Source organism: Dokdonia sp. MED134, assembly GCF_000152925.2.
GTDB lineage: Bacteria > Bacteroidota > Bacteroidia > Flavobacteriales > Flavobacteriaceae > Dokdonia.
This window is the reverse complement of the sequence record NZ_CP009301.1, coordinates 2,746,638-2,767,215: the sequence shown is the minus strand read 5'-3', so window position 1 is coordinate 2,767,215 and position 20,578 is coordinate 2,746,638. Positions and strand designations below refer to the sequence as shown.

At 36.6% G+C, this 20,578-nt stretch carries 18 protein-coding genes and 1 tRNA gene; 7 read left to right on the top strand and 12 right to left on the bottom strand.

What is annotated here, in order from left to right; genetic code table 11:
- Window positions 1-89: 89 nt before the first annotated feature.
- Window positions 90-1,367: a replication-associated recombination protein A gene (locus MED134_RS12175; protein ID WP_038599576.1), complete on the top strand. Its 1,278-nt coding sequence runs from the start codon at window positions 90-92 to the stop codon at window positions 1,365-1,367.
- Here MED134_RS12175 and MED134_RS12170 read toward each other — a convergent pair.
- Genes MED134_RS12170 through radC form a run of 7 tightly spaced genes read right to left on the bottom strand, consistent with a single transcriptional unit; the run spans window position 1,364 to window position 10,251 of the window.
- A complete protein-coding gene (locus tag MED134_RS12170) occupies window positions 1,364-4,711 on the bottom strand; it encodes a VCBS repeat-containing protein (protein ID WP_038599574.1) in 3,348 nt (1,115 codons plus the stop codon). The genes MED134_RS12175 and MED134_RS12170 overlap by 4 nt on opposite strands.
- Window positions 4,711-5,535 carry a hypothetical protein gene (locus MED134_RS14780; RefSeq protein ID WP_052084231.1) on the bottom strand — a complete coding sequence of 275 codons (825 nt, stop codon included), beginning with the start codon at window positions 5,533-5,535 and terminating at the stop codon, window positions 4,711-4,713. The genes MED134_RS12170 and MED134_RS14780 overlap by 1 nt, the downstream gene beginning before the upstream one ends.
- A gap of 4 nt (window positions 5,536-5,539) precedes the next feature.
- Window positions 5,540-6,949, bottom strand: coding sequence for a DUF5723 family protein (locus MED134_RS12160; RefSeq protein ID WP_038599571.1), 1,410 nt, complete (start codon window positions 6,947-6,949; stop codon window positions 5,540-5,542).
- Window position 6,950: 1 nt separating this feature from the next.
- Window positions 6,951-7,511, bottom strand: a complete 561-nt coding sequence (locus MED134_RS12155; RefSeq protein ID WP_038599568.1) for a hypothetical protein — start codon at window positions 7,509-7,511, stop codon at window positions 6,951-6,953.
- A gap of 52 nt (window positions 7,512-7,563) precedes the next feature.
- Window positions 7,564-8,247, bottom strand: coding sequence for a YjjG family noncanonical pyrimidine nucleotidase (locus tag MED134_RS12150; RefSeq protein WP_038599564.1), 684 nt, complete (start codon window positions 8,245-8,247; stop codon window positions 7,564-7,566).
- A complete protein-coding gene (locus MED134_RS12145) occupies window positions 8,240-9,523 on the bottom strand; it encodes a polysaccharide deacetylase family protein (protein ID WP_038599561.1) in 1,284 nt (427 codons plus the stop codon). Before MED134_RS12145 ends, MED134_RS12150 begins: the two co-directional genes overlap by 8 nt.
- A gap of 14 nt (window positions 9,524-9,537) precedes the next feature.
- The gene (radC, locus tag MED134_RS12140) at window positions 9,538-10,251 is read right to left on the bottom strand and encodes a RadC family protein (RefSeq protein WP_038599557.1); all 714 of its coding nucleotides are present in this window, start codon (window positions 10,249-10,251) and stop codon (window positions 9,538-9,540) included.
- Between the two features lie 154 nt (window positions 10,252-10,405).
- Here radC and MED134_RS12135 point away from each other — a divergent pair, with 154 nt between their 5' ends.
- From MED134_RS12135 to MED134_RS12115, 5 genes are all read left to right on the top strand, one after another.
- Window positions 10,406-10,846, top strand: coding sequence for a DUF1569 domain-containing protein (locus MED134_RS12135; RefSeq protein WP_038599554.1), 441 nt, complete (start codon window positions 10,406-10,408; stop codon window positions 10,844-10,846).
- 9 nt (window positions 10,847-10,855) lie between these two features.
- Window positions 10,856-11,467, top strand: a complete 612-nt coding sequence (locus MED134_RS12130) for a MarC family protein (RefSeq protein WP_038599551.1) — start codon at window positions 10,856-10,858, stop codon at window positions 11,465-11,467.
- A 319-nt stretch (window positions 11,468-11,786) separates the two neighbouring features.
- Window positions 11,787-12,335, top strand: coding sequence for a hypothetical protein (locus MED134_RS12125; RefSeq protein ID WP_038599549.1), 549 nt, complete (start codon window positions 11,787-11,789; stop codon window positions 12,333-12,335).
- Window positions 12,336-12,600: 265 nt separating this feature from the next.
- On the top strand, window positions 12,601-13,158 hold the full coding sequence (locus tag MED134_RS12120; RefSeq protein ID WP_038599546.1) for an RNA polymerase sigma factor: 558 nt from the start codon (window positions 12,601-12,603) through the stop codon (window positions 13,156-13,158).
- Window positions 13,148-14,653: a PorT family protein gene (locus MED134_RS12115; protein ID WP_038599543.1), complete on the top strand. Its 1,506-nt coding sequence runs from the start codon at window positions 13,148-13,150 to the stop codon at window positions 14,651-14,653. Before MED134_RS12120 ends, MED134_RS12115 begins: the two co-directional genes overlap by 11 nt.
- Window positions 14,654-14,918: 265 nt before the next feature.
- Here the strand turns inward: MED134_RS12115 and MED134_RS12110 are convergent, their stop codons facing one another.
- From MED134_RS12110 to MED134_RS12095, 4 genes are all read right to left on the bottom strand, one after another.
- Window positions 14,919-17,225, bottom strand: a complete 2,307-nt coding sequence (locus MED134_RS12110; protein WP_038599540.1) for a M1 family metallopeptidase — start codon at window positions 17,223-17,225, stop codon at window positions 14,919-14,921.
- A gap of 63 nt (window positions 17,226-17,288) precedes the next feature.
- Complete coding sequence (locus MED134_RS12105; RefSeq protein ID WP_038599537.1) at window positions 17,289-17,783, bottom strand: DUF6702 family protein; 495 nt, start codon at window positions 17,781-17,783, stop codon at window positions 17,289-17,291.
- 71 nt (window positions 17,784-17,854) lie between these two features.
- Window positions 17,855-18,628 carry a hypothetical protein gene (locus MED134_RS12100; RefSeq protein WP_038599534.1) on the bottom strand — a complete coding sequence of 258 codons (774 nt, stop codon included), beginning with the start codon at window positions 18,626-18,628 and terminating at the stop codon, window positions 17,855-17,857.
- Complete coding sequence (locus tag MED134_RS12095) at window positions 18,621-19,385, bottom strand: carboxypeptidase-like regulatory domain-containing protein (RefSeq protein WP_084811673.1); 765 nt, start codon at window positions 19,383-19,385, stop codon at window positions 18,621-18,623. Before MED134_RS12095 ends, MED134_RS12100 begins: the two co-directional genes overlap by 8 nt.
- A gap of 157 nt (window positions 19,386-19,542) precedes the next feature.
- On the opposite strand from MED134_RS12095, the gene pepE reads away from it, so the two are divergent.
- The gene (gene pepE / locus MED134_RS12090; RefSeq protein ID WP_038599528.1) at window positions 19,543-20,247 is read left to right on the top strand and encodes a dipeptidase PepE; all 705 of its coding nucleotides are present in this window, start codon (window positions 19,543-19,545) and stop codon (window positions 20,245-20,247) included.
- A gap of 59 nt (window positions 20,248-20,306) precedes the next feature.
- Here the strand turns inward: pepE and MED134_RS12085 are convergent.
- Window positions 20,307-20,379: transfer RNA gene (locus MED134_RS12085), tRNA-Gly, on the bottom strand.
- Window positions 20,380-20,578: the final 199 nt, after the last annotated feature.

Here is a 20,578-nt window from a genome sequence, read left to right as displayed (position 1 = left end):
CTTTGCCACAAGAAAGCAATTTTGTGACCATAGTGTATCTAGATGAAAGATTGTCATACAAGACATTTTTAATTAGCTATTTTTGTATGATGAATACACCGCTTGCAGAACGCCTACGTCCTAAAAAACTAGAAGATTACTTGAGTCAACATCACCTAGTAGGTGAGAATGGCTCATTGCAACAGGCTCTCAAAGCCGGGATTATACCCTCACTTATATTATGGGGACCACCAGGTATAGGCAAAACTACACTAGCAACCATAATCGCCGAAGAGTCTAAAAGACCTTTTTATACACTAAGTGCGATAAACAGCGGCGTCAAGGACATTAGAGAGGTAATTGATAAGGCAAAGCAAAGTGGCGGCCTCTTTACTCAGAAAAACCCCATATTATTTATAGATGAAATACATCGATTTTCAAAGTCTCAACAAGACTCTCTACTAGGAGCCGTTGAGCGTGGATGGGTGACTCTAGTTGGAGCAACTACAGAAAACCCGAGTTTTGAAGTTATACCTGCACTCTTATCTAGATGCCAAGTCTACATTTTAAAACCTTTTGAAAAGAAAGACCTCATTCTCTTACTCAATAGGGCTATTAATACCGATGAGATCCTTAAGAAAAAAAATATTACCCTCTTAGAAACAGAAGCTTTATTAAGACTGAGTGGTGGCGATGCTCGTAAATTACTTAATATTTTTGAGCTCATAGTCACTACAGAAAATGATAAGGATGTAGTCGTTACAAATGATATGGTATTATCAAAAGTGCAACAAAACATTGTGCGTTATGATAAAACAGGAGAACAACATTATGATATCATATCTGCATTTATAAAATCTATACGCGGTAGTGACCCTAATGCTGCCGTATACTGGCTGGCGAGAATGATAGAAGGCGGAGAGGATGTGAAATTTATTGCAAGAAGACTTATTATTGCCGCAGCAGAAGACATCGGGAACGCAAATCCTACCGCACTAGTTATTGCTAACAACTGTTTTCAAGCCGTTACTACAATAGGATACCCTGAGGCTCGTATTATTTTAAGTCAGTGTGTGACGTATCTCGCAAGCTCTCCTAAGAGTAACGCTGCATATATGGCTATAGGAAAGGCCCAACAACTTGTAAAGCAAACAGGAGATTTATCTGTACCACTACCCTTACGTAATGCTCCTACTAAGCTTATGAAGGAAATAGGTTATGGTAATGATTATAAATACTCACACGATTACCCTGGTAACTTTGTGCAACAAGAGTTTTTACCTAAAGAAATAAGTGGCACGACTCTGTATGAACCCACAGATAACACAAGAGAAAAAGCTATAAAAGAAAACCTAAAAGCCAAGTGGGGTTCTAAATACAATTACTAGTCTATATCTACCACTCTTATAGCGGCATCATTTACAGCAGAAACTAAGATATTTTTTGACAAGCCTTTGTGCGCTATAGTTTGGATATCTTTTACATTACCATCTAGAAAAAGTAGCGTCTCTGCAGTTGACAGTGCATTATAACCATCTTTCTTATTTGATATTAAAATAACTCCTACTCCAGCATCATATCTAGGCGTTTCAACCTCAGTTTCATAAATAGCACCAGCAATAATTAAGTCTTCATACCCGTCTTTATTAATGTCCAGCACTTCTATAGCAAGCCCTGGTCCAGTTTGTGCTAAAGCTGGAAGTGTAGCCGTAGTAAAACCACCTTCCTTTTTACCTATAAGAAGTAATGAAGAGAATGTATTTACCTCTTTTGCATATGCATTATTAAGACCTTCTCCATATATGTCTTGGAGGGTAGCATTTGCAAAATCAGAATATGTTGTAAATTTTTCAGAAATGAAAGGCATTTGCTGTGTGCTGCATTCCTTACCTCTCGCAGGCACATAATTGCCATTGTACTCATTACTTAACACAAGATCAAAAGTGCCATTACCATCAAAATCGTTTGCAAATACCTTAAATGGTTTTTTCTTTGACGCCTTGTACTTAATGTTACTACCTATGTTTCCTATCACATAATCCTTCACGCCATCACCATTAACATCTGTTTCGGCTGCAGCAAACCATAAGCCTAAAGATTCGTCTAGTTCTGGAAGGCTTTGTTTAACAAAAGTGCCTCCTATGTTTTTAAGTAACCCTACGGGTGACCACTCGCCTACTATTAATAGATCATCCTTTCCGTCATTATCAAAATCTGTAGTGAGTACATCATTTATAATTCCAAAATCTAAAAGGTCTGGCGCTACAGTCTCTGTTACATCTGTAAATACGCCTCCATCATTTTTATATATTACAGAGGCTGTACTTACTGGAAATTTACCCTGCTCTATACGATTACCTATTACTATGTCTTGATCACCATCTTGATCATAATCTATAGCTGCTATGCTCTTACTAAAAGAATAGCGATACTCACTATTACTATCAAACGCTTCTCTCTTGTAGGTGCCACTCCCATCATTTATATACAATCTATTCTCAAGTAATACATCTTGTGAAGCAAACTCATTTCCTCCACTTAATACAATGAGATCTTGGTCACCATCTTGATCTACATCTACAAAAAGAGATTCCATATCTTCATATAACTTATCTGCATTAAGACTAGGTTGTGAAGATTTAATAAATCCGGTTTTAGACTGCAGATAAATAGCGCCAGCTTGCCCAGCGGCACCACCTACATATAAGTCTTTAAGACCATCATTATTTACATCTCCCTTAGATATAAAAGGCCCCAATTGAGACTGTTTGTACGGTAACAGAACTTCTTTTTTAAAATCATTAAAATCATTCTCTTTATGAGTAAAATCTATCCCGTAGGTGGTTTTCGCTTTCGTGAAAGCGTACTTAGGCTCCTCCATTTCTATAACCGGAAGTCCTGTTAAAGCAGCCTCACTTTCCTTTATAACCAGCATTTGATTTGCTCTTACATCTATAAACTCACTGCGTTTTCCAGAGAGCCATTGTACAATAACTTTATCTATATTTTCATCGTCTCCTAACCCAAAATGCGCTATATCTTCCACGGCAGAAAGATAGCCTCTGGTTCTTTTATTTTCGGCTACTTGTATTCCATTTTTTGTAATGATTGTAACCTTAGCAAAATCTTCTGAGAGGACACCTTCGGTTTTTACTTTTATGAAGTTTCCTATTTCATTTTCGACCGATAGGTTTTTAAAAAGGAAAGCCGTGTCGTCTATATTATTTGTGATAAGCTCTAGGTCACCATCATTATCAAGGTCTGCATACGCACCCCCATTTGAGTAAGATGCTACAGCGAGACCCCACTGGTAAGAGTTATTTTTAAACTCAAGATCTCCGTTATTTACAAAAGCGATATTGCTCAACTTCTCAGTAGGCATCGCATCATATAATTTTTGCTTCACCTCTAGTGGTACTACACCGTTAAAGGCTCGCTGTGTCTCACGTACTTGATTTTGAATATCGTTATCAAGCGCATAACGTCTGTATCCATTTGTGACATACACATCCCGGTCTGCATCATTATCAAGATCTGCCATTAGTCCTGCCCAGCTCCAATCTGTTTTTGCCATATGGGCTTGATGCACTACGTTGTCAAACCTGCCATTGCCACGATTGAGCTGCAATGAATTAAACATATACTGGTGCTGGAAACCTAGATCTTCTGTAAGCATATTAAAGCGTTGCTCATTCATACTAGCCATAAGGGTTTTAGAACGTACGTGATCACTAGCAGCCATATCTAAAACAAAAATATCTTGTAGCTTATCATTATTAATATCTGCTATATCTACCCCCATTCCATAAAAAGAAACTTGGCGGGTATGTTCCTTTATTTTATCTGTAAAGGTTCCATCTTGATTGTTTATGTACATCGCATCTGGCACATAATAGTCATTTGCAATATAAAGGTCTAGCCAGCCGTCATTATTTATATCACTGACCACAAGGCCTAGACCAAAGGCGGGTCTAAGCAAACCTGCCTTTTCTGTTATATTTTTAAATGTATTTCCCGTATTTTCATAAAGCTGGACACTACTTTTTTCTAAATTTTTACGAATCTCCATACTGGCAAAAAATCGCTTAGGATCAAGCCCATAGAGTTCATTTTCGTTTGACACAACAAGATCAAGGTCTCCATCTTTATCAAAATCAAAAAACGAAGATTGTGTACTTATACCCGTATCTGCAATGTTGTATTGTTTTGCGCTTTCGCGAAAGCGGTTATCACCCTCATTTATATATAACAGGTTGCCACGCTCTTGTGCTTGCTTAGGTCCTCCTTGTGACACATAAATATCTATGAGGCCGTCATTATTTACATCTGCAAATGTGACACCGTTTGCCCATTGTTTACCTGCATTAATCCCTGCAGTATCTGAAATATCTTCAAACTGTAAATCACCCTTGTTGAGATACAATTTATTAGCCACCTGGTTACCTGTAAAAAAGAGATCTTGAAGGCCGTCATTATTAATATCTGCCACACCAACGCCAGCGCCATTATAGAAATAATCAAAATCAAATAGATTTGCTAGTGAGCCTACATCTTCTTTAAGTGTATTTGAAAAAGTAATCCCGCTTGAATCGCTAGGTATTTGCTCAAAAATCTTTACGTCCTTAGTGTTTACGACTTTTGATGGCCTAGTTTCTTTTAAAATAGTTTGTTCTGTCTTATCACCACAAGACAGTAAAAGTATACTTATGAGTAGTGTGTAAAATTGCTTCATTATTCCTTTGTAAATATCATTTCAACTACGCCCGCGATACCTTTTATTTTACGCTGTACAACGAGCCTACCTTCTAAGAAAAAGGCTGTCCCAGTAAAGTCTGTTGTAGTAACATCAAATGTTTCTTCATTACCCATCTCTGCAACGCCTATCTTTTTTGCGTCATCATAAAATGTGATTGAAGTACCCGTCTGTTTTGCTTTATAAAACCCATCTTCGCTAGTATATGTTGTAGTAGTTTTTACTTGACCAGATTGCGGAGCAACCGTCTCTGGTGCTGCTATATCTAATACTTTATCTTTACTCGCAGATGGCTGTAAGACAGTTTCTTCATTATTTACGACAACTTCGCTTTTTGTTTGTTCTGAAACCTGACGCTCTTCTACCCCAGCCGATGGGTCATAGCTATACTTGAGGGCTTCTATATCATAAAAAGCTTCACGCAAAGCAGCGTGGTATGCCTTTTTGTAATCCTTATTCTTACTCCTCCCTTCAGAAGTTTTAAATATCACTTGATCATTGCAATCTTTTAAAGTTACCTCCAAAGTAGTTTTAATAAAAGTAGCCTTGCCTGTTACATTTGCATATAATATCTTACAAGGGTCTGTGAGTTTATTGTAAGGTTTTTGATCCCTCTTAAGATAAGCCTCAAAACCATATTTATTAAATAGAAACTTTGTGAGACTGTTTACTTGATATTGATCTGGTGACTTTAAAAAATCAAACTGTTCTGGCACAATAACATACTTATAATCATTTACAGATTGTGCGTTTAAGTTAATACTCATTAATGCTATAATAAGTAAAGTGAAAAAGTATTTCATTAGATTATAATTTATTATCAAAAACTAGCTGCATACCCAGCTGTAGACTTGCTCCTCTAGCTTTTGCAACATTTGTATATTGCATTAAATTGTCTGTGGCAAGATAAAGATTAAATTTATTAATTTTAGTACTTACTAAGAACCCTAGATTAGTGGCAGAAAGCTTATCGTACGTATAGGTAAGTCTTGTAAGTAGGCCACTAGTCCAATCTTTATCATAATAAGCAGTAATGGCTGTTTGTAATCCTCTAGGTCTCCTAATAGTATTTAAATGAAGCCCTAGCTTATTTACATATTTTCTTGAACTAGAAGTCCGGCAATTACAAGTACCACTACGATCTTCACCAAAAGCATATTGTACAGATGTTTTAAGCTTTACTGGCCTCCAAGATGTGTAATTATTTGACAAGCTATCATTTGTGTTTATCGAGTCTTTAAACTCATCTTCTATATCTTGCCAATAGTCTGTAAACTCATCACCCTCAATAAGCGCAGAAAATGTAAGCTCTAAACCACTGGTCTCATAGTTACCACTCGCTATAAAATTGCGCACATCATCCTTATGACTTATAACACCTAAATCTATGACACTTCCTGTAATAGACCATTGCTCATTAATAAAATGAGTAAAACCTATATCTAATCCAAATCCATAGTTTTTACTTAAAAAGGCATTGCTTAAAAGCTCTGTAACGTCTGTATCTATCTCGTCATCATAAAAAGACGCAACACCAGAGGTATTTGCCACGAGACTAACATTGCGCAGTGTATGAGTATAAAAATTAGGCCCATTAGGTGTTGTTCTTGTGGTAAAATCTCCTCTATTATTTATACTACTTACATTTGCGACGCTCATATACATTTTTGCTCTCACGCCTAGTTGCCAGGAATCGTTTATTTTTTTATTTATTCCAAAATGGTATACCGAAAGCGCCTCTGCTGTAAAAGCCAACTCAGAAAACTCAAAAGGTACATCTATATAATCTGCATTACCGTTATATGCAAGTGTTGCTAGATCTTTAGGAAAATATGAGAATACATCTATCTCGTGATATATTCCACCAGAATAATATATGTCTGATTTTAAAGAACGCCACCCAAATGAGAGGAGCTCCACTTGCACATTTGTATTAAAATAGTCTGTACTACTCAAATCAAAAAGAGCATTACTAATCGCTTCATTAATAGAAATATCATCTCTAAAGATGTCATAAGCACTTACTCCAGATGAACCTGCCTCAAAAGACAGACCAGAGAGCAATGGAACCCCTATGTGTTTATCAAAACTTACTGCCGTCCCTGGATTGCTTAACAGGCTTTGCGGTAATGCATCAACATTATAGAGCTGAGGCCTGTTCTGAGAAAAAACATAAGACGTACAAAATAGGAAGAAGAGCACTAATCTATTTTTCATCTTACAGATCTGAAAATTCTAGAGAATAAATAGCTTTACTCTGTAAGTTCAATTCACCAGTTTGAGGTAATGTCCCGGCATCAATAATAACTTCATTTGCTAGTTGTATGGAATTACGGATACTTTGCAGCTCTTGTTGTGTTACAGTCTCTGTAAACTCTGTTACAACTGGCTCTCCACTATTAGAACCAGAAACAGGAAAGATTATCTCATACTGTATAGCTCCGTTCTCACTCAGAAAAATGGACCTATTTGTAATAGACTGGTCAAAACTATTTGTTGCTCTATATGTAATTTCTACCTCTACTAGATTTTCTTGAGTAACCTCATCATCTAGAAAGTTAAGCTGGGTCGTGTCTCTCAGTATTATTTGATTATTTACAATCTCCTCATTACTCAAACTAGTGTAGTTTACAGTAAAAAATAACAAATCTGCATCTAGCCTGGGTGTAAGTACGACCTCATCTAGGCGATCAAAATCTACATCATCTACACAAGAGCTACAATATAGCAATATCAAAAAGACACAACCTAGAAATAGTTTTACTGACGATGGCTTCATATGTGGGGTTCTTTATGTAATGCAAACGCTTGTAGTCTATGTGTTATTGCTATTATAGAAAACTCTTGAGATGTGTTATTTCATCTACAACCTTAATCTCTTGTGGAAGTTTTAATTTATGATAATTAAAACAAATGGCATCCATACCTACTTTAAGCGCTCCTACAATATCTGCCTCATAAGTATCTCCTATCATTATACTTTGATCTGCCGCAACGCCAGCTTTATCCATTGCAAAGTGAAATATCTTTTCATTAGGTTTTTTAACCCCTACAGACTCACTAGAGGTCATAGTTTCAAAATATGGTGCAAGTCCAGATTTATGCATTTTTGTAGTTTGCACTTCGTGAAAACCGTTTGTAATAATATGCATCTTGTATCTAGGCGATAAGTAATCTAGCAGTTCTATAGTGCCTTCAAAAAGATGATTGTTTTCTGGAAGACATTCTATATAATCATCAGATAATTTATCTATAATATCATCTGTGACGGAGATTCCCATCTTGTCAAATGTTTTTTTAAACCTACCGTAACGTAGCTGGGCTTTTGTGATGCGCTCTTCTCTGTACCATTTCCATTGCTGGAAATTAATAGGGCTATACACCTCAAGAAACTCGTTGTAGTTAATACTGAGATTATTTCTTTCAAAAATCTTTATAAACGCAAGGCCACTATTGCGATCAAAATCCCAAAGGGTGTGGTCTAGATCAAAAAATATGTCTGTAATTTTACTCATCTGCTAGTAGGTGTCTAAAAAGTTTTTTACTGTATATATCATCAAAAGATTGATTTGAAAACGAAATTCTAAAGACCCCATTTACTTTCTTTATACGATCACTCAACGCTTTGAGGTTTACAAAATCTATAGTGTGATTTTTATAATTAATTACATTATCAGATTGCATACATACGGGATGTATAAGTAATGGCGTTTGTATCTCGTAGTCTAGATCATAAAATAAAAAAGATTGTGAGGTACCTGCTCTAAAACCAGTAATATCTGCATATCCCATTGTATAATCGCTCTGTATCTCTTGATCTAAAGCATCTCTGTATACATATGGTAAATTAAGTTTAAAGTCTGAGACGTGCATACTTCTCATAGGCCTGTGTATAATTTCCTCCAGACGTTTACGCTCTATTGCCAGCGCCTGTCTATCTGTTGATGCTTGTGGTGATAGCAGTAAACCTACGCTGCAATAATCACCTATCATTTTTATGGTACTTTGAAAGCTGCGTTTTGAGTGCTTTATATTTTTTCCTGTCTGCCCGTAATCACCTATTTGAAAAAATATTTGAAACGGAATAGCACTTTGTTTTTGCACGTTTGCAAGCCAGCCAAAGCTGTCGTAAGGATCTTTTCTTGTTCCGAGAAGAACTTGTGAGCGTTTTAAAATTTCGCGAAAGCGTAATTTTCCAAAATCTCTAAAATAACCCCCTACAGCACGCAGTACACCAAGTTTTTTATACTTAAATGCCTGAGGAACGGTAACGAGCATATGAACCTTATAGTCTGTTTTTTTTGTAATTAAATCTGGAAATTGAGTCGTAAGTACACGAGCAAATCGTTGTATCCATATATCTATCACGGGCTGCTCTAAAAAGTTGTGCATACCCGCTAGACTCTCACTTGCCGGAAATCGACCTAAACTATCTTTTACGTGTGGTAAGTACTCCTCATACCTACTTAAGAGATAAAAAGAAGCAGCAAAAATATCATAAGGAATTTGTGCACTAGCGTCTTTTATTTGAAAAAAACACGGTACACCTTCCCAGTCTTGCACAGCAATATCTATGGCTAGTATCCCTTGCTCAAAAAGTAAATCTACACTACGTATGTGCAACTCATTACCTAGCTTTTTTGACGTGTACGAGAGTTTTGCTCCTTCGTATGCAATAAACTCTTCTAGCTTTGTGGTAAATTTTACAGACACCCCCAGTACTCTAGTGCAAATATGTTTAAAAACATAAGAGACACGAGGCGTAATTTTGTGCGTGTAAACAAGTAACATATGGGGCGCTGCTGTTATAGAATACCATCATCGGCAAAGCTAAAATACTGCTTTTCGGTCACAATAATATGGTCTAATACTTGTATATCTAGGCTTTGAGCAGCGGTTTTTAACTTTGTAGTAAGCATCTTATCTGCCTGAGAGGGTTTGAGCGTTCCAGATGGGTGATTGTGCCCTAGTATCATCCCCACAGCACTGAGCTCTATGGCCGTTTTCATAACCATACGCACATCTACCAGCGTGCCTGTAAGACCTCCTTTACTTACCTGCTCCTTGCGTAAGACTTTATTAGAATTATTAAGAAACAACACCCAGAATTCTTCGTGCGGTAATTCTCCTATAATGGGTTGTAAAATGGTATATGCATCTTTTGAAGAAGTAATACGCTTTCGCGAAAGCGTCTCTCCACCACTACGTCTTCTACCCAGCTCTAGTGCCGCTGCGATAGTGACTGCCTTTGCCTCGCCTATTCCTTTAAACTTCATTAAATCCTTTACCGAAAGTTTACCCAGCTCAGACAAGTTATTTTCGGCTTGTGAGAGAATGCGTTTACTAAGGGATACGGCACTCTCTTCTCGCGAGCCAGAGCCTATAAGTATAGCGATAAGCTCTGCATCTGAAAGGACAGAGCGACCTTTAATCATTAATTTCTCTCTGGGCCTATCATCTTCAGACCAGTTTTTTATTGAAATGTAAGAGGACGTGTCTTTTACAGTGTTTTCTTGCATAAGCCTTAAATATAGGGTTTTACAATATTATATCTTATTGCATTTTAAAGAAAACATAAACATCAAGATTGCTCACATTTTTAAAGAAAGCAGTAATTATTGTACATTAATAGTCTAATATTGATATAAGAAAACTAATCGCAAAGAACCGGCTATGAAATCACTTTTTGACCCAACCACATATCAAGAGACAAAAACCAGAATACAAGCCTTACAACCAGATAGCGCAGCTCGCTGGGGTAAGATGAATGTAGGGCAAATGGTAACGCACTGTCAATTTCCTTTTAAGGTAGCACTAAGTGACAAACCAAGAAAAGCAAAGTGGAACCCTATTATGCGGTTATTTAAAAAATCTTTGTATAATGATAAGCCCTGGCGTAAAAACCTGCCTACAGCTCCAGAGGCAAAAATCACAGATAGCCGTGATCTAGACCTTGAACGCGAGAAACTTCTATCTATGGTAGATGCTTTTTATAACAAACGCGAGCAACAAGAGTGGCAACCACACCCTATGTTTGGCCACTTTACTCACGAGCAATGGGGACAACTTGAGTATAAGCACCTTGATTATCACTTAGGCCAGTTTGGCGTATAAACATTTGTTATGACAGAGATATTTACCTCTATATTTTTCATATTTGCCGTTATTGACCCTATAGGGACAATACCTGTTTACCTTGAAGCGACTAAGGAGTTTGACTTAAGATATAAAAAGAAAATTGCCATAAGAGCCTCTGTTATGGCCTTTATGATTTTACTCTTTTTTATTGTTATAGGCCAGCTTATACTTGAGGGAATGTCTGTCTCGCTAGACGCATTTCAGATTTCTGGAGGTGTGATTTTATTTCTCTTTGCCCTTACTATGATTTTTGGTGATGGCAAGCCAGACCAAGAAAAAAATGGCATCACAGATTATAAACACGTTACTATCTTTCCTATTGCGATACCCTCTATAGCGTCTCCAGGAGCTATAATGGCGGTTGTTTTACTCACAGACAATCATTTATATTCCATACAAGAACAACTTATCACTACCGTGCTTGTGCTCATAGTTATAGGCCTCACCTGCTTGATACTTTTAGGTGCAAATAGGTTACAAAAACGTATAGGTAATTACGGAATTACTGTTATAAGTAAGATTATGGGGCTTATACTCGCAGCTTATGCAGTACAGAGTATTTTATCTGGGATAAGTCACTACTTTAGTAAGATTTAAAGCTGCTACACCTACTTATCCAAGTGTACAGTACGTCATAGTAGTGTGGGCCTAGAAAACTCAACCACATATTTAAGTTTTTTTCAATATTAAGACAGCGCTCTACGTCTCGCTAGATATAGTGCGTTTTTCAAAAGACTTCTAAAAAGAGGTTACAAATAGATTGATTTTTTTAGGGTTGCATTTACGCTTTCGCGAAAGCGTTATTCTATCACTTTTAAACCATTAAGTAACTCCCGATAATAGTTGACTTTACTTATCTAGCCTCATTTAAAACAGATTTGTACATTGCTATGGTTAATCAAAAAATCGAAAAACTATGAAATTTAAAGCTATTTACTTTCTCGTAATAATTATGGTATTTGCTAGCTGTGATGATGACAATGTTAACTTGAGCAGTATTGCAGATTCGGCTTCAAATGGAGCTGTAATAGAATTAGTAAGTACCACAAATAACACAATCTCTCAAGAAGATGCTCAGGGCTCACTAGAAGCGAGACTTGAATATAGGGATGATGAGAATGGGACACTTCTAGAAGAGATGAGAGTGTATCTAACCTACTACGACCTATCTGAGATGAGTGGAGACAGTACAGAGTCCCTTGTAGAACAAGAAATTCTTTTTGAGACTATTGGGGCTAGTAACTTTATTGCCGGCGAAAACAGCTTTCCTGTCTATGACCTAGCAATTACTGCAGATCAGTTTTTAAGTAACACAAATAATACATCTGCTAGCATTGCAGCTGGTGATATTTTTACAACAAGATTTGAATTATTACTTACAGATGGTCGTGTTTTTACTTCTACAAATACAGCTGTTAATGGTGGTCTCAATATAGATTTCATAATTAATACAGAGGTTAATTAAAGATTTTATATCATAATCACCCCACTACCATAGAGCGCTTCTTATTTTAAATATGTAGCATTGTTAACATTACAGGTGTCCTTACTGATAAAAAATTACGTTTTCACGCAACCTTTTTATAACTTCTAGTCTTTATTATGAAGAACAGAAAAAAGTTGCTATGAAATTGAAAATATCTTAATAATATATTGAAAGCTTAAGATCTCTTTTTACACCCCAAAAGATCTTAAGCTTTTTATATACTCACTGTTTAACATCAAATCTCTTGGAGCTAGAGAAGCTTTTAAAAAAATGTAAAAAGGGTGACCGTAAGGCACAGCAGTCTTTGTACAATGTATACAAGGATAGACTTTTTGCGCTTAGTATGAAGTATTGTAAAAACAGAGATGAAGCTCAAGATAATCTTCAAGACTCATTTGTAACCATATTTACAAAAATTAATACTTATAAAAATGCAGGCTCTTTTGAAGGATGGATGAAGCGCATTGTTATAAATAAAGCAATAGATAGATATAAGAGAAAACCATATTTAGAGTCTATAGATGATCATCAGGTTCAAGAAGAGGACACGACTATAGATCAAGATGATACGGCCATACCCTTGCAAACATTACTCAAGCTGGTGCAAGAATTACCAGATAGATATAGACTAGTATTTAACCTGTACCAACTAGATAACTATACTCATAAAGAGATTGCAATGGCCTTAAATATAAGCCAAGGCACATCTAAATCTAATTTGCACAGAGCCAAACTAATATTAAAAGAAAGAATAATAGCCTTAACGGCTGCTCAAAAAAATTCCATAGTAAATGGGAACTAGAAAAGACATAGGCAAACTCTTTAAAGAGCGTCTAGGTGGTATAGAGCAATCACCAGATGCTGGACTATGGGATAATATTGCCGCAGAACTTGACCAGACTAAAGGCCGTCGTATAGCGCCATTTTGGTATTATTTTGGAAGTGCTGTTATTATAGGAGCACTAAGCTTGCTTTGGTTTGCTCAACCAGAGCAAGTCGTAAAAAAAGAGAAACAAAGCTTAGTAAATAGCGAGACTATTAAAGACTCTGATAACGTTAATATAGAAGATGCGTTAACCACAACTTCAAAATCTACAGAAGATAAAAACACTACAGCGACTACTGGTGAGCAAGATAAAGTACAAACAATACAACAAGACACCACTTACAACTCACAGACAGCAATAATTCTATCAGGGTTAGCTACAAATAGGCCAACTATTAATACTATTAGTTCTAGTAACAAAACCAATTACTCATTAATAGAAATTGAAGCGCTTAAAAACAATAGTGCTACTGTGACTTCAAACAGTAACCGCAGTAACGAAAGTCACACCCCTCAACTTCTTTACACTAGCAAAGGTAATGAAGAGGCTCTTGCAAAGTATAAAGCCGAGGTCAAGAAGGCATTAGAACTCGAGATTGCTCAGCAAAAAGAGCAAGCAGCTATAGAAGTGGCGGCTATCATTAAGAAAAAGACAGATAGTATTAACAAGGCTGTACAAAAAGCGCTCACTTCAAACACAAAAGCAAAGAAAAAAATAAAACTACCTAAAACAGAAGAAGAACGTGCCGAAGATCGTAGAAACGCTACAGAATATGAGATTGCCATCTCACCATACACCAGTGTTTTAAGTTATGGCTCTGTGAGTAAAGGGTCTTCTATAGATGATAGACTAGTAAACAATCCCCGTGATGCTATATCTACAGTAGGATATGGTATGCGCGTAGACTACACACTAGGCGAAAAAAGTAGCCTTAGACTAGGTATAGGCTATGCTCCATTAAAATATCAAACAGATAACTTTCAAGTGTCTGTAACAGATGGAAATATTAATATCTATGAACTTTCTGCTATAAACTTAGCAAACTTAAATAGTGGTAGTAGTACAGAAAGCTCTCCAGAAGCGCAAAGTTTTTTTAATGCAAATGACATCGTCTCTATAGAGCAAAATATTTCTTACATAGAGGTTCCAGTAGGTTTCCAATATAGATTTATAAATAAACGTGTTTCTTTTAGTGTAAACCCCGGTTTGAGCTTGTTAATCCTGAGTAATAATGAAATATATGCAACCGCAGCCTCTGGGCAATCCATATTTGTAGGTCGTGAAACTAATCTCAACGGGCTGAGTCTAGCATTTAACTTTGGTTTAGGTGGCCATTATAATATAAACGAAAAATGGCGTCTTAATGTTGAGCCTGTTTTTAGATATCAACTCAATCCTTATGCAAATAACTTAAGTAACTTTAGACCATATTATATAGGTGCACAATTTGGAATGTCTTACAAGTTTTAAAGGACTAGTCTCCTGTAAAAAGAACTATTTACTGGATAGTTATAATTACGCTTTCGCGAAAGCGTAAAAGCTCTACAAATACAGTAACACAATAAACTTAGCAACCACAGCCCAATTAAAAAGAGCTATATAAAGGCTCTGTTAAAACAAGCTAAGATGGTTTACAGCCACTTGTACTATTAATACTTTAGAAGTCTATGTAATAAAAAAGCCGTTTCTCAATATTGAGAAACGGCTTTATAAATAGTGACAAAGGTATTAGTTACTAGTTACCCTTTGCATTGTTTTTAAACTTATCAAACTTACCTAGCTTTTTTGCTTTAGGCCAGCTGTTGTTATCTGTATTAATATCTGCAGTTTCAAGATCTGGATCTACTGTAATTTTTACAATTTCCTTATCTGAAGCTATTGCTTTACTTACCTCTGCATCATTCTTTCTCCACACTTGTGCCGGGTATGTAACTTTCTTTTTTGATCCATCTGCATATTCATACTCAACAATAATAGGCATTGGGATTCCTCCTGGCTTCTCAAAAACTACTTTGTATAAAAACTTAGGGGTTTTGATCTTTGCGCGCTCTTCTGGAGTAAAGTTATCCATAAGATATTCTTTAAGGGTAGGTGATGCTTCTAGCATATCTTTACCTCTCATATCTTCTGTAAATTCTGGGCTATCTTCATCTACTACATAAATAGCTTGAATTTGACTAGGATCTGTAATACCATAACGAGCTAGTAATGCCTTTCCAGCCTCTGTTACTTTATCTGTCACATAGTACTGCTTTACATCTTTAAGACCTATATCTACAGCCTCTGTACTATAAAACCATCCTCTCCAGAACCAGTCAAGATCTACTGCAGATGCATCTTCCATCGTACGGAAGAAATCTTCTGGTGTAGGGTGTTTAAACATCCAGCGTTGTGCATATGTTTTAAACGCGTGATCAAAAAGATCGTGCCCCATTACTGTCTCTCTTAAGATATTAAGAGCAGTTGCTGGCTTACCATAGGCATTTGCACCTAGGTTAAAAGCGTTCTCTGGGTTAGACATAATAGGCGCTATATATTCTTGATTTCCTTTCATATACCCTACTATTTTAGAAGGTGCTCCTCGTCTTGATGGGTATGCGTCATTTCCTTTTATAGCTTCTGGATAGTTTTGACCAAACTCTTGCTCTGTAAGGTATTGCATAAAGGTATCTAGACCTTCATCCATCCATCCCCACTGGCGCTCGTCACTGTTTACAATCATAGGGAAGTAGTTATGACCTACCTCGTGTATAATTACTGAGATCATACCAAATTTTGTTCTGTCACTGTACGTTCCATCTTCATTAGGACGACCATAGTTCCAGCATATCATAGGGTACTCCATACCTTGACCCTTTGCGTGTACAGAAATAGCCTTTGGGTAAGGGTAGTTAAAAGTATACTTTGAGTAGGTATCTAATGTTTGTACAATTGCTTTTGTAGAGTACTCCTCCCATAATGGATTTCCTTCTGGTGGGTAGATAGAAATAGCCATTACATCACGCTCTGGAAACTTTACTGCCTGTGCATCCATTATATAACGACGTGATGATGTAAATGCAAAGTCACGCACGTTTTTTGCTCTAAGCTTCCACGTTTGTGTTGCTTTCATTTTTCCAGCGGCCATTTTTTCTGCCTCTGCTTGAGTACGGATGATAACAGGCTTATCATAAGATTTTTTTGCCTGCTCCCATCTCTTCATTTCTTCTTTACTGTAAACATCTTTTAGGTTTACAATCTCGCCTGTACCATCAAGTAAGTGATCTTTTGGTACTGTAATATCTACTTCATAATCTCCAAAAGGTAATGCAAACTCTCCGTTACCCCAGAACTGGTAGTTCTGCCATCCTTCTACATCATTATATACTGCCATTCTTGGGAAGAACTGTGCAATGATATATCCTTTATTACCGTCTTTATAAGTTTCATAACCAGATCTAGCACGATCTACCGTGTGTTCTGGTATAAGATAGTTCCACTTTATAGAAAATGTGTAAGACTCGCCAGCTTTAAGAGGCTGTGGCATATCTATGCGCATCATCGTCCAGTTAATCGTGTGGTTAAGGTTACGACCGTTAGACTTTACTTCTTGTATTTTAAAACCTCCGTCAAAAGGCTCACTTTTCATATATGATCCCACAAAAGAACCTGGCTGCGATACAGCTCCAACTCCTCCACCATTTTTCTCTTTGGCAGGTGAATCTTTCTCTCTTACGTTTTGATCAAGTTGTACCCACAGATACTCAAGATCGTCTGGAGAGTTATTTGTGTACGTAATTGTTTCAAACCCATTAATGATGTGTGTATCATCATTAAGTTCTATTTGCATTTTGTAATCTGCATTATTCTGGTAGTAAGCGTGACCTGGCGCTCCAGAGGCTGTTCTGTACTGGTTAGGTGTAGACATTTCATTGTAAAGTTGTCTAAACCTGTTTGTGTTTTCGTGCCCCATTGCACGCTCTTCTGTTTGTTCTTCTTGAGCAAAAGCGCTTGTGCCTAGAAGTAAAAATGCTGCGAGCAGCATATACGAATAACGAATCATAAGTGTGTTGAATTAGTTTTAGCTCTAAAAATAGCCATCCTTACCAGTGTTTTGGGATAATTTTTAAAATTTTAACAACCCTTTAGCATTTCCCGCAGTAAGCAGAAAACTTTTCTTGTTCTTTCCTATAGTAGTATGCACCATATTTTTTTGGTCTGGAAACAAATCCATAAGTAGCTCATTATCTATCTCAAATGTTTTAATTAGCTCAATATCTGTGATTTCTACATAGCAAACCACATAATCGTCTTCATACTCCTTGCCTAAAAACTGGAGCTGTCTTTTTTCTCCATTTACGGTTATTATGAGCTTTTTTTGAAGGTATTTATTTAGATAAAGGTCCAGTTTTTCTTGATTTGCGGTTGCATCTACTACAATGGTTTCATCATAACGCTCTTGCAGCACTGCTTCAAGATCATCATAAAATAACCGCGATATCATTTGTATGGATTTTTCTTGCTCGTCGTACACTACATCCGTAACACTGAGGTAATACTTATGTAATGAGGCTCCCATAAGCAATGGAGCGATTATAAATAGTAAAAGAACTTTTCTCATAATGAATTTAGATAATGGGTTTACGCTTTCGCGAAAGCGTACTATAAAATTTTCAATAAATGTGCCAGTAGTTAATCTTGAGGTACAAGTTTTCTATAGTCTTCTGACTTTTTCATCATAAACTCAAGCAGTCCCAAGACGTTATCTGTATCTACGAGCTCTTTTGCCTTTGGGTCTTCAAAGGTATAATACACAAAATCTTCTATAGATTCTTTATTTATAGCTAGCTCATTCATATACACACTATCTGAGAAGCTGTGCCTACTTTCTTGCACTAGTTTTTCAAACCTTGATATTTCAATATGTTTTTTGAGCATTTTTAATCTGCCAGTGATTGAGTTTATGAGTCCATCTAGCGGGATGCCTCCCCCACTGGTTACAGCTGTATAATAGCGACGCTCTTCTACCGTGCGCGGCGGGGCTGTGTTTTCTGGTATACCTAAGTCTGTAGGTGTGATTTTTATCTCATATTCTGTAGTACCCACATCTTTTGTTATATCACCAGTGAGATCTATATTACTTATCGTTACTTGATCAAGCTCTGTAATTTTTGGTATTAAATACAAGGTGATTTTACCTCTATTGAACATCGTATTATTTACCACAAACTGTCTAGGCTCATATTGGACTGCGCTCACATTTATGGTATCATTAAGCCTCGCCTTAATAACAAATTTTCCGTTTTGTGAGGTTATCGTCCCTGTTCTTAATGTCATATTTACCACGGTAAGATTTGCCTTATCTATAGTATCATTAAGAACTTGACCCTCTAGCATTATTACATCTTGAGAATATAACACTGTGGAAATTAAAAAAAACAAACAGAAGTTTATATACTTAATCATCGTTAGTAGATTTATTAGGTAAGACGCCCTCAGACTCCTTACGTTTCAAATATGCGGTAGATTTTTGTAACATTAAATCTAAGATAGCCATTGTGTCGCCTTGATTTGATAAACGTACGGCTTTTTTATCTTCAAAAACATAGTATACAAAATCTTCTATAAGGTCTTCTGGTATATTTAAAGACTTCATATATGTACTATCAGAAAATGTTTGATGATTTTGCTCAACCATCATCTTAAATTTTGAAATTTTTAAATGCTTTTTTAGCATTTTGGTACGCCCGCTTATGGCGTTTATAAGGGAGCCTAGTGGACCAGCCCCTGCGGTAGCACTATAAACTCTACGCTCTTCTACTGTCATCGTAGGTTTTGCATTTTCTGGTATACCTAAAGATGACGGCGAGATAAACCTCTTAAGTGGCACTGCCTTGAGATCCTTAGTTATATCTCCTGTAAGGTCTACATTACTTATCACCACTTCATCTAGCTCATTAAGCTTAGGCACAAGATACAAAGAGAGCTTCTTACGTTTATATATAACTGGTGTAATAATTATGCGCTTACTCTCATACTGCACAGCACTTATATTAAGCGTGTCATTAACTCTCACTGGTATTTCAAAAACCCCATCTAGATTAGTAACAGTACCCGCGCGCATATTAATATTTACAACTGTTATGGAAGCAACCTCAATACTATCATTAAGAATTTTACCTTCTAACATTAAGCTATTTTGAGCAGTGAGTAAACTACTCATACATAACAATATGGGAATTATATAGATGTAATGTCTCGCGATAGTATACTGTTTTATGTGTGTTGTAAAAATAGGTCAGCTCTTTACGCTTTAGGTTTAATGTTTTGTTAATTCACTTTTACTTGCTCTAGTTTGTATTTTTGAATAAAGAATTGATATGCCAAAAAATATTATCGCCGCAAGCACCTCTACTATTTACGGGGGCACTTATTTAGAGTATCTCCTTCCAGAACTCAAAAAGTTATTTCATAATGTAACTGAGATTATATTTATACCGTATGCTAGACCTGGCGGCATCACTCACGATGACTATACCGCTATTGCTCAAAAAGCTTTCTCAAAAATTAATATCTCTGTAAGAGGCCTTCATACTTATAAAGACGCAACAGAAGCCCTAAAGGTTGCCCAAGGCATATTTACTGGCGGAGGAAATACGTTTGTTCTAGTTAACCAGCTATACAAAATAGATGTAATGCATACGCTTAGAGATGTAATCTTAAACGGAACCCCCTATCTAGGCACAAGTGCTGGAAGTAATCTTTGCGGTCTCACTATGCAAACTACAAATGATATGCCCATTGCCTACCCGCCAAGTTTTAAAACATTGGGAGTTTTACCTTTTAATGTAAACCCACACTACCTAGATCCAGATACAGACTCTACGCATATGGGTGAGACCCGAGAGACACGTATTAAAGAATACCACATTTACAATACAGTCCCAGTGTTAGGAATACGAGAAGGAAGCTGGATACGAGTAAAGGGCAAACAAATCACATTACAGGGTGACCATACAGCTCGAGTATTCAAACAAGATAAAGAGCCTTATGAGATTGAGTCTTTGTCTGCAATTGAATTATAGATTACGCTTTCGCGAAATAAAATAAAAAAAGCCCTGTATCTCTACAGGGCTTTTTTTTGAGCGGGAGACCAGGTTCGAACTGGCGACATTCAGCTTGGAAGGCTGACGCTCTACCAACTGAGCTACTCCCGCATTTATTGAAGATTGCTCTTCAAAAGGTAATTAACAAAAGGCTTCTTCTGACAAGCCTAAATATTAAAGCGAGGCAAAAATAAATCTTTTTAAACGATACACAAGGAAAAAATTAAAAAATATTCACACACAACATTTTTAAAAATACTGTATTTCATCGATATAAAATCGCATTTCGTCTGAAACCTACTGATTTACA

Coding starts and splice junctions, on each gene's coding strand:
- MED134_RS12175 (WP_038599576.1), top strand. CDS start 90: ATGAATACACCGCTTGCAGAACGCCTACGTCCTAAAAAACTAGAAGAT.
- MED134_RS12170 (WP_038599574.1), bottom strand. CDS start 4,711: ATGAAGCAATTTTACACACTACTCATAAGTATACTTTTACTGTCTTGT.
- MED134_RS14780 (WP_052084231.1), bottom strand. CDS start 5,535: ATGAAATACTTTTTCACTTTACTTATTATAGCATTAATGAGTATTAAC.
- MED134_RS12160 (WP_038599571.1), bottom strand. CDS start 6,949: ATGAAAAATAGATTAGTGCTCTTCTTCCTATTTTGTACGTCTTATGTT.
- MED134_RS12155 (WP_038599568.1), bottom strand. CDS start 7,511: ATGAAGCCATCGTCAGTAAAACTATTTCTAGGTTGTGTCTTTTTGATA.
- MED134_RS12150 (WP_038599564.1), bottom strand. CDS start 8,247: ATGAGTAAAATTACAGACATATTTTTTGATCTAGACCACACCCTTTGG.
- MED134_RS12145 (WP_038599561.1), bottom strand. CDS start 9,523: ATGTTACTTGTTTACACGCACAAAATTACGCCTCGTGTCTCTTATGTT.
- radC (WP_038599557.1), bottom strand. CDS start 10,251: ATGCAAGAAAACACTGTAAAAGACACGTCCTCTTACATTTCAATAAAA.
- MED134_RS12135 (WP_038599554.1), top strand. CDS start 10,406: ATGAAATCACTTTTTGACCCAACCACATATCAAGAGACAAAAACCAGA.
- MED134_RS12130 (WP_038599551.1), top strand. CDS start 10,856: ATGACAGAGATATTTACCTCTATATTTTTCATATTTGCCGTTATTGAC.
- MED134_RS12125 (WP_038599549.1), top strand. CDS start 11,787: ATGAAATTTAAAGCTATTTACTTTCTCGTAATAATTATGGTATTTGCT.
- MED134_RS12115 (WP_038599543.1), top strand. CDS start 13,148: ATGGGAACTAGAAAAGACATAGGCAAACTCTTTAAAGAGCGTCTAGGT.
- MED134_RS12110 (WP_038599540.1), bottom strand. CDS start 17,225: ATGATTCGTTATTCGTATATGCTGCTCGCAGCATTTTTACTTCTAGGC.
- MED134_RS12105 (WP_038599537.1), bottom strand. CDS start 17,783: ATGAGAAAAGTTCTTTTACTATTTATAATCGCTCCATTGCTTATGGGA.
- MED134_RS12100 (WP_038599534.1), bottom strand. CDS start 18,628: ATGATTAAGTATATAAACTTCTGTTTGTTTTTTTTAATTTCCACAGTG.
- MED134_RS12095 (WP_084811673.1), bottom strand. CDS start 19,385: ATGAGTAGTTTACTCACTGCTCAAAATAGCTTAATGTTAGAAGGTAAA.
- pepE (WP_038599528.1), top strand. CDS start 19,543: ATGCCAAAAAATATTATCGCCGCAAGCACCTCTACTATTTACGGGGGC.